The organism is Quisquiliibacterium sp. (assembly GCF_982640115.1).
Genome location: NZ_CEXFHW010000124.1, coordinates 1 through 11,850, shown reverse-complemented (window position 1 = coordinate 11,850; position 11,850 = coordinate 1). Strand labels below are relative to the sequence as shown.

The window sequence follows — 11,850 nt, the reverse complement described above, 5'->3', positions numbered from 1 at the left end:
CGCCCAGCAGCAGCGCCAGCGCCAGCAGCAAGGGCGCGAGCAGCAGCGGCATCCGGAGCGCCGGCCGACCGGCAGCGGCGGGATCGGCCGGTGATGCCATGTCAGTCCATCTGCGTGACGAACTTGGTGTTGAGGTAGCCGTCGAAAGTCTCGGTGCCGCCCTCGCTGCCGATGCCGCTGTCCTTGATGCCGCCGAAGGGCGTCTCGGCCAGCGCCTGCCCGAAGTGGTTGATGTTGACCATGCCCGACTCGATGCCGTTCTGCACCGCCAGCGCGTTCTTCGTGGAGGTGGTGAAGGCGTAGGAGGACAGGCCGTAGGGCAGCGAGTTGGCGCGGGCCAGCACCTCGTCGACCGTCTTGAAGGGCACGCAGGGCGCGATCGGGCCGAAGGGCTCGCTGGTCATCACCAGGCTGTCGTCGGGCACATGGGTGAGCACGGTGGGCGCGAAGAAGTTGCCGATCTCGCCCAGCCGCTCGCCGCCGACCTCCACCTTCCCGCCGCGGGCGCGGGCATCGTCGATGAACTGCGCCATCGCCGGCAGCCGGCGGTCATGGGCGAGCGGCCCCATGCGCACATCGGCCTGCAGACCCGAGCCCACCTTGACCTCGCGGGTCTTCTCGATGAAGCGGGCGACGAAGCGGTCGAAGGCCTTCTCCTGGATGTAGAAGCGGGTGGGCGACACGCAGACCTGGCCGGCATTGCGGAACTTGAAGCCCACCAGCAGGTCGCAGGCGCGGTCGATCTCGGCGTCATCGAAGACGATCACCGGCGAGTGGCCGCCGAGCTCCATGGTGACGCGCTTCATGTGCCCGCCGGCCATCGCGGCGAGCTGCTTGCCCACCGGCACCGAGCCGGTGAACGAGACCTTGCGCACGATCGGCGACTTGATCAGGTATTCGGAGACCTCGCCCGGCACGCCCCAGACCAGGTTGAGCACGCCCGGAGGCAGGCCGGCCTCGTGGAACATGCGCGCAATGGCCACCACCGCGCTGGGCGCGTCCTCGGGGCCCTTGATGACGATGGTGCAGCCCGCGCCGATGGCCGCCGCGATCTTGCGGATGGCCTGGTTGTAGGGGAAGTTCCAGGGCGTGAAGGCGGCGCACACGCCGATGGGCTCGCGCAGCACCATCTGGCGCACATTGGGCAGGCGCGGCGGGATCACCCGACCGTAGATGCGCCGGCATTCCTCGGCATGCCACTCGCAGTGCTCCGAGCAGGACACCACTTCGCCCACGGCCTCGGCCACCGGCTTGCCCATGTCGAGGGTGATGTTGCGGCCGATGTCCTTGGCCCGCTCACGCGAGAGCTCGGCCACCTTGCGCAGGATGCGGCTGCGCTCCAGCGGCGAGCTGTGGCGCCAGGTCTGGAAGGCGCGCTGCGCTGCGTTCAGGGCCCGATCGAGGTCGGCGCGGGTGGCATGCGGCAGCCTGGCGAAGGCCTTGCCGGTGGCGGGGTCGAAGACATCCTGCTCGCGGCGGCCGCCGCCCTTGAGGAATTCCCCGTCGATGTAGAGGCAGAGGTCTTCGTAGCCGGCATAGGCGACGGCGGCCTGCTCGAGCGAGATGGCGGTGTTCATGGTGTCTCCTGGGGGATGCGATGGACCGGCGGCAGGGGCTGCCGCAATGCAGCGGCGACGGTATCGGCAAACGCGATGCCGCGCAACGGCGTGGCGCCGACGCTGGCATGATCAGGTTTCCAGCCGAACGCCGAGGGCGCCATGACGAGCTTCAACCTCACCCAGTCGCTGCACCGGACCATCCAGCAGAAGCCGCGCGGCATCGCCACGCGCTTCCAGGGCCGCGAACACACCTGGACGCAGTTCGGCGACCGGGTGGCGCGCCTGGCCGGCGCGCTGCAGGCCCTGGGCGTGAAGCCCGGCGACCGGGTGGCCATGATGGCGATGAACGCCGACCGCTACCTCGAGTACTACTACGCCACCTGGTGGGCGGGGGCGGTGGTCAATCCGGTGAACATCCGCTGGAGCGCGGCCGAGGTGGCCTATTCGCTCGACGACTGCGACACCCGCATCCTGATCGTCGATGATGCCTTCGCCGGCGTGGTGGAGACCCTGCGTGCCCAGACCCGGGTGCCGCTCACCGTGCTCTACTGGGGCAAGGGCGACACCCCGGCGGGCATGCGCAGCACCGAGGCGCTGATCGCCGAGGCCGCGCCGGTGCCCGACGCGATGCGCTCGGGCGACGACCTCGCCGGCATCTTCTACACCGGCGGCACCACCGGCTTTCCCAAGGGGGTGATGCTCACCCACCTGAATCTCGCCTCGAACGCGATCTCGAATGTGGCCGAGGGCATCGTGATGCCGGGTGGCATCACGCTGTTCGCCGCGCCGATGTTCCACCTCGCCAACGGGGCAGCCATGCTCGCCAGCATGAACCTGGGCAACACCACGGTGTTCGTGCCCTCGTTCACGCCCACCGGCGTGCTCGAGAGCATCCAGAACGAGGGCGCCTCGCAGATGCTGCTGGTGCCCACCATGATCCAGATGCTGGTCGACCATCCCGATCTGAAGCAGTACGACACCCGCGCCCTGCGTCAGGTGCTCTACGGCGCCTCGCCGATCAGCGAGGGGGTGATGAAGCGGGCACTGGAGGCCTTCCCGAACGCCGGCTTCGCCCAGGCCTACGGCATGACCGAGCTCTCGCCCTGCGCCACCATCCTGCCGGCCTGGTACCACACCGCCGAGGGCCAGAAGGCCGGCAAGATGCGCTCGGGCGGGCGGGCCACGCTCACCGCCGAGGTGCGCATCGTCGATGCCGACGACAACGAGGTGCCCCGCGGCACCGTGGGCGAGGTCTGCGTGCGCGGCCCCGGCGTGATGCAGGGCTACTGGAACAAGCCCGAGCTCACCGCCACCGCGCTGCGCGGCGGCTGGATGCACACCGGCGACGCCGCCTACATGGACGAGGACGGCTTCGTGTTCGTGGTCGACCGGGTGAAGGACATGATCATCACCGGCGGCGAGAATGTGTATTCGGCCGAGGTCGAGAACGCGGTGGGCCGGCATCCCGCGGTGGCCTCGTGCGCGGTGATCGGCATTCCCAGCGAGCGCTGGGGCGAGGCGGTGCATGCGGTGATCGTGCTCAAGCCCGGGCACAGCGCCAGCGCCGACGAGATCATGGCCCACTGCAAGACACTGATCGCCAATTACAAGTGCCCGCGCAGCGTGGCCTTCGTGGACGCGCTGCCGCTGTCGGGCGCGGGCAAGATTCTCAAGACGAAGCTGCGCGAGCCCCACTGGGAGGGGCGGCAGCGCAATGTGGCCTGAGTGGCAGAAGGTGGCGCGCCCGGCAGGAATCGAACCTGCGACCCTTGGCTTCGGAGGCCAATACTCTATCCCCTGAGCTACGGGCGCGTAGCGGGGAGCGCGTGATGACCGCCCCCCGAGAGAAGACGGCGAGGATACCCGGATTTCAGGAACCCGTCCAAGCGCGGCCGGGCGCGGCGGGCGCCCCGCAGGCCTGCGGTATCTTGCGTGGATTGCCGCTCTCAGCCACCCGGAAAACACCGCATGGACCCCGACCAGACCCGCGCCGCCGTTGATGCCGCCATCACCACCCGCCGCTCCGTGCGCGCCTTCCTGCCCACGCCGGTGCCGCGCGAGACCGTGGCCGAGATCCTGGCGGTGGCCAGCCGCGCGCCGTCGGGCACCAACATCCAGCCCTGGAAGATGCATGTGCTGGCCGGCGAGGCCAAGGCCGAACTCAGCCGTGCCGTGCTGGCCGCGTTCGCCGAGCCCGATGCCGCCACGAAGTACACCGAGCCCTTCCCCTATTACCCGGCGCAGTGGGTGTCGCCGTATGTCGACCGCCGGCGCAAGATCGGCTGGGACATGTACGGGCTGCTGGGCATCGGCAAGGGCGACACCGAGCGCATGCGCGAGCAGAGCGCGCGCAACTATGTGTTCTTCGATGCGCCGGTGGGGATCATCTTCACCATGGACAAGATGATGCGCACCGGCGGCTACATGGACTGCGCGATGTTCATGCAGAACGTGATGGTGGCGGCTCGCGGCCGCGGGCTGGACACCTGTCCGCAGCAGGCGTTCTCGCGCTTCCACGAGGTGATCGCGCGCACCCTGGGCCTGCCCGAGACCGAGGGCGTGATCTGCGGCATGGCGCTGGGCCACGCCGATCCCGATGCGGCGATCAACCGGCTGCAGACCGAGCGCGAGCCGGTGTCGGCCATTGCCAGCTTCCGCGGCTTCTGATCCGCTGGCCGCGCTTCAGCGGCTACAATCAGAGGTTTTGACGAACCGGGCCCTCCCCGAGGAAAGCCAATGAGCGCCGCCGAACACGAAACCTTCATCAAGACCCCGAAGCAGCTGATCACCGCGGTGGTGCTGTCCTTCGTGGTGCCCATCCTGATCATCGTGCTGCTGGTCAAGTATGTGGGTGCCGGCGACCGCGGCGGCTCGGGCAACAACGCCCTCACCCCCGAGGCCACCGAGGCCCGCATCCAGCCGGTGGCCCGCTTCGAGCTCAAGGGCGCGGGCGGCGCCAAGGCGCTGCGCGCCGGCGAAGAGGTCTACAAGGCCCAGTGCTCGGCCTGCCACGCGGTGGGCGCGGCGGGCGCACCCAAGGTCGGCGATGCCGGCGCCTGGGCGGCGCGCATCAAGACCGGCTATGACGCGCTGCTGAACTCCGCGCTCAAGGGCAAGGGCGCCATGGCTGCCCAGGGCGGCGGCGACTTCGAGGACATCGAGATCGGTCGCGCGGTGGTCTACATGGCCAACGGCAGCGGCGGCAAGCTCGCCGAACCCAAGGCCCCGGCGCCCGCCGAAGACGCCAAGAAGTAAGCGCTCTGCGCCTGTCGAGGCCGGCAGCCCGCCCGCCCGCCTCGACCTCGCGCTCAGCCGGCCCCCGGCGGCTTGCCCGGCCGGGCAAGCAAGGCCTGAAGCGCCGCCAGCCGCGCACGGGCATCGGCCTGATCGGTCTGCCGCGCCGGCGGCCTCGCCTCCAGCTGCATCTCCGTCAGAAACCGCGAGGGCTCGCGTCGCACCGCGTCGCGCCCGCGACGGCGACGCGCGCACCAGCTCAGCGTGAGGCTGCGGCGCGCCCGGGTCACCGCCACATACATCAGCCGCCGCTCCTCCTCGATGCGCGCCCGCCAGGCCGGATCGGCATCGGCCTCGGACGCATCGGGCTCCTCGCCCTCCAGGCCGCCCTGGTGCGGCAGGATGCCCTCCTCGCAGCCCACCACGAACACATGGCCGAACTCCAGGCCCTTGGCAGCGTGCACGGTGGACAGGCGCACGGCATCCAGGTCCTCGTCGCGCCGGTCGAGCTGCGAGAGCAGGGCCACGCTCTGGGCCACCTGCGCGAGCGTGGCCTTGTCCTCGTCGGCGCGCTTTTTCACCCAGTCGAGGAAGTCGGTGACATGGGTCCAGCGCGCGGCGGCCTGCTTCTCGTCGGCGGCATCGAAAAGGTGGGCGCGGTAGCCGATGGCCGCGATCAGGTCGTCGAGCACCGGCGCGGCCGGCTCGCGGGTGGCGCGCGCGGCCATGCGGTTGATGAAGGCGCCGAACTCGCGCAAGGGCGCGAGCTGGCGGGGCGCCAGACGGGCCTCGAGCCCGCTCTCGAAGAGCGCGGCGAACATCGGCCGCTGCCGCTGGCCGGCGTACTCACCGAGGGCTGCGAGGGTGGCCGTGCCCACGCCGCGTCGCGGGGTGGTCACCGCGCGGATGAAGGCGGGGTCGTCCTCGTCGTTGGCCAGCAGGCGCAGCCAGGCGAGCAGGTCGCGGATCTCGCTGCGCTCGAAGAAACTCTGCCCGCCCGAGAGCACATACGGGATCTTCTCCTTGCGCAGCGCCTGCTCGAGCACCCGCGCCTGGTGGTTGCCGCGGTAGAGCACCGCGTAGTCGGCCCAGTGGCCGCGCCGCTCGAAGCGGTGGGCCGAGAGCCGGGCGGCCACCGACTCGGCCTCCTGCTCGTCGTCGTCGCAGGCCACCACCGTGACCGGATCGCCCGGGCCGAGCTCGGACCAGAGGGTCTTCTCGTGCAGCTTGGGATTGTGGGCGATCAGCCGGTTGGCGGCCTGCAGCACATGCAGGCAGGAGCGGTAGTTCTGCTCGAGCTTGATCACCCGCAGCGACGGGTAGTCGCGGCCCAGGCGCTCGAGGTTTTCCAGCGTGGCGCCGCGCCAGCCGTAGATGGACTGGTCGTCGTCGCCCACCGCGGTGAAGGCGGCGCGCGGCCCGGCCAGCAGGCGCAGCAGCTCGTACTGGCTGGCGTTGGTGTCCTGGTACTCGTCGACCAGCAGGTAGCGCAGCCGCTCGCGCCAGCGCTGCGCGGCCTGCGGGTCGTCGCGCAGCAGCTGCACCGGCAGCCGGATGAGGTCGTCGAAGTCGACCGCCTGGTAGGCCGACAGCGTGGCCGCGTACTCGCGATAGGCCAGCGCCGCCGAGGTGTCGGGCTCGCCGCGCGCCTGGGCGAGCGCCTGCGCCGGGTCGACCATGGCGTTCTTCCAGAGCGAGATGCGCGAGACCACCGCGCGCAGCAGCTGGCGGTCGGTGGTGGCCAGGGCCTGCTGCACGATCGCCGTGGCGTCGTCGGCATCGAGAATGGAGAAGGAAGGCTTCAGACCCAGCGCGCGGGCCTCGCTGCGTACGATCTGCACGCCCAGCGAGTGGAAGGTGCTCACCAGCGGGCGCTCGCGCTCGGGCAGGCGGACCAGCGCGGCGAGGCGCTCCTGCATCTCCTGGGCGGCCTTGTTGGTGAAGGTGATGGCCGCGATGGCCGAGGGCTGGATGCCGGCATCCACCAGGTGGGCAATCTTGTGGGTGATGACGCGGGTCTTGCCGCTGCCGGCGCCGGCGATCACCAGGCAGGGGCCGTCAAGGTAGCGGATGGCCTCGCGCTGGGCGGGATTCAGGGGGGTGACCGGGTTGGCCATGGGCTCAGATTTCCAGGGGGTCGATCTCGATCTGCCAGCGTACCGCGCCCTTCAGGCTGGCCACGGCGGGCAGCCACTCGCGCAGGAAGGCGTGCAGCGGCGCGCGCGCAGGCGCCTCGAGCAGCAGCTGGGCACGCTCGCGCCCGGCCAGCCGGGCCATCGGCATGGGCACCGGATCGAACAGGGTCAGGCCGGCCGGCGGGTCGGCAGCCAGCTCGCGGGCCTGGCCGAGAAAAGCCAGGGCGGTGTCGAGCTGGCGGGCCTCGACCCGCATCAGCGCCTGGTGCATGAAGGGCGGCAGCCCGGCCTGATGGCGCTCGGCGAGCTGCGCGTCGGCAAAAGCGGCGAAGTCATGGCGGGCGAGCGCGTCGAACAGCGGATGCTGGCCGAACCGGGTCTGGATCAGCACCTCGCTGGCCAGGCCGGCCCGGCCGGCGCGCCCGGCCACCTGCATCAGCAGCGCGAACAGCCGCTCCGGCGCACGGAAGTCGGCCGAGAACAGGCCGCTGTCGGCGTCGACCACCACCACGCAGCTCAGGCGCTGGAAGTCATGGCCCTTGGCGAGCATCTGCGTGCCGACCAGGATGTCGACCTCGCCGCGGTGGGCGGCGGCGATCACCTCGCCCGCCGCGCCGCGATGGCGGGCGACATCGCGGTCGAGCCGGGCGATGCGGGCCTGCGGATAGAGCTCGCGCAGGCCATCCTCCAGACGCTGGGTGCCGCGCCCGAGCGGGCCGAGATCGACATTGCCGCAGCCCGGGCAGGCTCGCGGTACCCGTGACTGGCCGCCGCAGTGATGGCACTGCAGGCGGTAGCGGGCGGGCGCTCCGGCGCCACCGCCATCCCGATGCAGAACCCGGAAGGCGGCGCAGTGCTCGCAGGCGCTCAACCAGCCGCAGGCCTCGCAGTGGAGCACCGGCGCGAAGCCGCGTCGGTTCATGAACACCAGCGCCTGCTCGCCCCGGGCCAGGGCATCGCTGATCGCCTGGCGGGTGTCGGGGGCCAGCCCATGGACCATCGCCTGGCGGCGCGGGTCGATGCGGCGCAGCCGCGGCCAGGCGCCGGCATGCACCCGGTCGGGCAGGCTGAGCAGGCGGTAGCGGCCTGTCTGGGCCGCCCGCCAGCTTTCCAGCGAGGGGGTGGCCGAGCCGAGCACCACCGGAATGTCGCGGCGGGCGGCCAGCGCCACCGCCATGTCGCGGGCGGAGTAGCGCACGCCCTCCTGCTGCTTGAACGAAGCGTCGTGCTCCTCGTCGACCACGATCGCGGCCAGGCCTGGCAGCGGGGTGAGCACCGCCAGCCGGGTGCCCACCACCAGCCGCGCCCGACCCTCGACCGCCGCCAGCCAGTGGGCGGCGCGCTCGGCGTCGGGCAGTTCGCTGTGCAGCACGGCCAGCGGCACGCCGGCAAACCGCGCCCGCAGCAGGCCGGTCAGCTGGGGGGTGAGGCCGATTTCGGGCACGAGCAGCAGCGCCTGGGCGTCGGGCCGGCCGGCCAGCACCTCGGCCAGCCAGTGCAGGTAGACCTCGGTCTTGCCGCTGCCGGTGACCCCGTGCAGCAGCGAGACCCGGAAGCCCGACGCCTCGCGCAGCCCGGCGAGCGCGGCCTGCTGGTGCGGGTTCAGGGTGGGTGGAGCCTCGGGGCGACGAGGGGTCTGGAGGTGCGCCGCACCGGCGGGGGCAGGGGCCTGGGCGTCTGCCGCGCCGGCTCGGGCGGTGTCCTGCCTGTCGGCCTCGTGTCCGAGCGGCCGGCGCCGCAGCCGGGCGAACACCGATCCACGGGCGCGGGCGGCAGGCGGCGTGCGCAGCCGCTTGGGCAGCGCCGGCAGGGCAACCTCACCCAGCGTGCGGTGGTAGTAGCCAGCCACAAAACCCAGGAAGGCGAACCAGTCGGCAGGCAGCACCGGCGCGTCGGCCAGCACCTCGGTGACCTCGCGCACCCGCTCCTCATCCAGCTCGGTGGACGACCCCACCGAGGCCACCAGACCGACCCGCTGCCCGCTCCCCCAGGGCACCACCACCCAGGCGCCGGGCACCGCCGGCGGCACCTGATCGGGGCCGAGCCGGTAGTCGAAAGCCTCGCCCACCGGCAGGTCGAGCAGCACCCGGGCGTAGGCAGGAGGGCTTGCGGCCGCACTCAAAAGCTAGACTCCACTTTAAGTTCGACCCCTAACGCGCGAGGTCATTAAGGGTTTTTCGGGTCGTTCACAGAACCTGTGGATAAAACTGTGGCCAACCCGGCCCGACCGCCCGGAAACCCGCGCCAATCCTTGATGACGGGTTCGTTGCACGGTTTTTGATCTGAGAAAAAGTCGTTCTGAATCAATGAGTTGCAAAATCACGGTTCGATGACAGGCGAGGGCTGGAACGCACATTTGAGCAGCCTCGTCAAGTGTGCATAAGTCAAGGCGATTTCAGCGCCTGGGCCGCGGAAATCGGGGTCGGATCGCGTCATGCCGGTGGATGACGCGGCCGGGTGTCAGACGGCAAGCACCTCCGCCTTGTTCCGATCGGACCCCGGCCCGGACGCGGCAAAGCGGCAGCCGCCCCGCGGAGCCCGGCGGCCGATGCCGCGGCTCGGGCGACCCGCGGCGCAGCCCGAGCGCTACAGGGAGGACGCGCTTGCGCCGCGCCGGCGCATCTCGCGGCTGTACTGGTGCACCGTCTCGACCAGGGTGTGGACATGGTCGGGCGGGGTGAACTGCGAGATGCCGTGGCCGAGGTTGAAGATGTGGGCGTGGCCAGGGCTGGGCGGGCCGAAGCTTTCGAGCACCTTCAGCGCCTGAGCCCGCACCTGCTCGTGGCCGGCCATGAGCACCATGGGATCGAGATTGCCCTGGATCGCGCAGCGATCGCCCACCAGCGCCCGGGCCTGGCCGAGGTTCATGGTCCAGTCGACCCCGACCGCATCGCAGCCGGCACCGGCGATCTGCTCCAGCCACAGGCCGCCGCCCTTGGTGAACACGATGGTCGGCACCCGCACCTTGACCCCGCCCTCGTCGCGCTCGAGGCGCAGCGCCCGCAGCACGCGCCGGGTGTAGGCGAGGGAGAACGCCTGGAAGGCGCCGTCGGCCAGGGCGCCGCCCCAGGAGTCGAAGATCATGACCGCCTGCGCGCCGGCCTCGATCTGTGCGTTCAGGTAGTCGGCCACCGCCTGGGCATTCACCTCGAGGATGCGGTGGAGCAGGTCGGGGCGGCGGTACAGCATGGTCTTGATCTGGCGGAAGTCATCGCTGCCGCCGCCTTCGACCATGTAGCAGGCCAGGGTGAAGGGGCTGCCCGAGAATCCGATCAGGGGCACCTTGCCACCCAGCGCCGAACGGATGGTGCGCACCGCGTCCATCACATAGCGCAGGGACTCGTTGGGGTCGGGCGCCGCGAGCTGGGCGACTGCCGCCTCGTCACGCACCGGCCGCTCGAAGCGCGGGCCCTCGCCCTCGGCGAAGTACAGCCCCAGGCCCATGGCATCGGGCACCGTGAGGATGTCGGAGAACAGGATGGCCGCGTCCAGCGGATAGCGGGCCAGCGGCTGCAGCGTGACCTCGCAGGCGAGCTCGGGGTTCTTGCACAGGTTGAGGAAGCTGCCGGCCCGTGCCCGGGTGGCGTTGTATTCCGGCAGGTAGCGGCCAGCCTGGCGCATCAGCCACACCGGGGTGTGTTCGGTGGGTTCCCGGCGCAGGGCCCGCAGGAAGGTGTCGTTGGCAACGGCAGCGGTCATGGGGAGCTCTTTCGGGGTAGATCGGCGGCAGACGGGCGGGGAGCCGCCTCTGGCGCGGTGGGATCCGAGGGGTCGGCAGGGTGAGTGACCGGCGCCAGCAGTGCCGGGATTCTATCTGCGCCGAGGACACTCACGCCGTCGCGGGCGCGGCGCATGGCGGCCACGGCGCAGCGGGCGAGTTCCTCGCTGCGCAGCACCGGCATCGAGCGCGGCATGGCGAGCATCTGGAGGCTGGTGTAGATGCTCGCCACCCGTTCCACCCAGCCCATGGCCCGGCCGCCGGCCTCGATCACCGGTCGCAGCACGGTGAGCGAGGTCAGCGGCAGCGCCGCCAGGGCAAGCTCGGCCTCGCCCGCCAGCCCGGCGCGCAGGCCGCCCATCTGCTGCCAGACGGGCGTGGGCGAGACCAGCACCAGGCGGCGCGCACCGGCGGCGCAGGCTGCCTCGGCCACGGCCAGCAGACGCGACGGCTCCACGGCCATCCAGGCGGCATCACGGCCATGGAACGAGCGGGCCGGGGCGCCGGGCGCGGCCACCGCCACGAAGGCATCGTGTACCGGCGGCAGGTCGTGCAGGGGCGCGAGTGCCAGGCCGCGCACGCCGAGCGACATCGGCGCCTGGGCGAGCGCCACCACCTCGGCATAGTCGCCATCGGCGAGCACGCGGTTGAGCAGGGCCTCGCCGAAGCGGCCGGTGGCGCCGGCCACCAGGGCCACGCGCCGGTGGGCATCAGGCATGGGATCGCATCGCCTCGCGTGGCACCAGCCAGGGATCGGGGCGGGCGCTCAGATCACCAGCTCGATCAGCGTGGGGCCGGGCGTGGCGACCGAGCGCGCGAACTGCTGCGCGAAGTCGCCGAGGTTGTCGGCGCGGGTGGCCGACACGCCCATGCCGCGGGCGAGCGAAAGCCAGTCGAGCGCCGGGGAATCCAGCGAGAGCATCTGCGAGGCGCGCGGGCCGGGTTCGCCCGCGCCCACGCCGAGGAACTCGCCGCGCAGGATCTGGTAGGCCCGGTTCGCAAACACCACCACCGTGGCATTGAGCCCCTCGCGGGCCATGGTCCAGAGCGCCTGCAGGGTGTACATGCCGCTGCCGTCGCCCTCGAGCACCACCACCCGGCGATCGGGGGCGGCGATGGCCGCGCCCACGGCCACCGGCATGGCAAAGCCGATGGACCCGCCGGTGCCGGTGAGCCAGTCATGCGGCGGCGCGCCGGCGGTGGG

Annotated in this window: 9 protein-coding genes and 1 tRNA gene; 3 read left to right on the top strand and 7 right to left on the bottom strand. The window is 71.3% G+C overall.

Annotation, left to right across the window (positions count from 1 at the left end; translation table 11 throughout):
* Positions 1-101 precede the first annotated feature (101 nt).
* On the bottom strand, positions 102-1,577 hold the full coding sequence (locus tag AC2H6A_RS13575; RefSeq protein ID WP_484274135.1) for an NAD-dependent succinate-semialdehyde dehydrogenase: 1,476 nt from the start codon (positions 1,575-1,577) through the stop codon (positions 102-104).
* A 141-nt stretch (positions 1,578-1,718) separates the two neighbouring features.
* On the opposite strand from AC2H6A_RS13575, the gene AC2H6A_RS13570 reads away from it, so the two are divergent.
* A complete protein-coding gene (locus tag AC2H6A_RS13570; RefSeq protein ID WP_484274134.1) occupies positions 1,719-3,284 on the top strand; it encodes a long-chain-fatty-acid--CoA ligase in 1,566 nt (521 codons plus the stop codon).
* A gap of 11 nt (positions 3,285-3,295) precedes the next feature.
* On the opposite strand, the gene AC2H6A_RS13565 is transcribed toward AC2H6A_RS13570, so the two are convergent.
* Positions 3,296-3,371: transfer RNA gene (locus AC2H6A_RS13565), tRNA-Arg, on the bottom strand.
* 156 nt (positions 3,372-3,527) lie between these two features.
* Here AC2H6A_RS13565 and AC2H6A_RS13560 point away from each other — a divergent pair.
* Together AC2H6A_RS13560 and AC2H6A_RS13555 are read left to right on the top strand one after the other, a co-directional pair.
* Positions 3,528-4,226: a nitroreductase gene (locus tag AC2H6A_RS13560; protein ID WP_484274133.1), complete on the top strand. Its 699-nt coding sequence runs from the start codon at positions 3,528-3,530 to the stop codon at positions 4,224-4,226.
* Positions 4,227-4,295: 69 nt separating this feature from the next.
* Entirely contained in the window at positions 4,296-4,814 is a 519-nt protein-coding gene (locus AC2H6A_RS13555) for a c-type cytochrome (protein WP_484274132.1), read from the top strand.
* A 53-nt stretch (positions 4,815-4,867) separates the two neighbouring features.
* Here the strand turns inward: AC2H6A_RS13555 and AC2H6A_RS13550 are convergent, their stop codons facing one another.
* From AC2H6A_RS13550 to AC2H6A_RS13530, 5 genes are all read right to left on the bottom strand, one after another.
* Entirely contained in the window at positions 4,868-6,910 is a 2,043-nt protein-coding gene (locus AC2H6A_RS13550) for a UvrD-helicase domain-containing protein (protein WP_484274131.1), read from the bottom strand.
* 4 nt (positions 6,911-6,914) lie between these two features.
* Positions 6,915-9,050, bottom strand: a complete 2,136-nt coding sequence (locus AC2H6A_RS13545; protein WP_484274130.1) for a primosomal protein N' — start codon at positions 9,048-9,050, stop codon at positions 6,915-6,917.
* Between the two features lie 464 nt (positions 9,051-9,514).
* The gene (hemE, locus tag AC2H6A_RS13540; protein WP_484274129.1) at positions 9,515-10,627 is read right to left on the bottom strand and encodes a uroporphyrinogen decarboxylase; all 1,113 of its coding nucleotides are present in this window, start codon (positions 10,625-10,627) and stop codon (positions 9,515-9,517) included.
* The gene (locus AC2H6A_RS13535; protein WP_484274128.1) at positions 10,624-11,364 is read right to left on the bottom strand and encodes a hypothetical protein; all 741 of its coding nucleotides are present in this window, start codon (positions 11,362-11,364) and stop codon (positions 10,624-10,626) included. The genes hemE and AC2H6A_RS13535 overlap by 4 nt, the downstream gene beginning before the upstream one ends.
* Before the next feature lie 48 nt (positions 11,365-11,412).
* A partial coding sequence (locus tag AC2H6A_RS13530) for a thiamine pyrophosphate-dependent enzyme (RefSeq protein WP_484274127.1) occupies positions 11,413-11,850 on the bottom strand: 438 nt, incomplete at its 5' end.

Excerpts from the sequence above, each read along its gene's own strand:
- AC2H6A_RS13560 (WP_484274133.1), top strand. The coding sequence starts at position 3,528 with ATGGACCCCGACCAGACCCGCGCCGCCGTTGATGCCGCCATCACCACC.
- AC2H6A_RS13555 (WP_484274132.1), top strand. The coding sequence starts at position 4,296 with ATGAGCGCCGCCGAACACGAAACCTTCATCAAGACCCCGAAGCAGCTG.
- AC2H6A_RS13550 (WP_484274131.1), bottom strand. The coding sequence starts at position 6,910 with ATGGCCAACCCGGTCACCCCCCTGAATCCCGCCCAGCGCGAGGCCATC.
- AC2H6A_RS13570 (WP_484274134.1), top strand. The coding sequence starts at position 1,719 with ATGACGAGCTTCAACCTCACCCAGTCGCTGCACCGGACCATCCAGCAG.
- AC2H6A_RS13575 (WP_484274135.1), bottom strand. The coding sequence starts at position 1,577 with ATGAACACCGCCATCTCGCTCGAGCAGGCCGCCGTCGCCTATGCCGGC.
- hemE (WP_484274129.1), bottom strand. The coding sequence starts at position 10,627 with ATGACCGCTGCCGTTGCCAACGACACCTTCCTGCGGGCCCTGCGCCGG.
- AC2H6A_RS13535 (WP_484274128.1), bottom strand. The coding sequence starts at position 11,364 with ATGCCTGATGCCCACCGGCGCGTGGCCCTGGTGGCCGGCGCCACCGGC.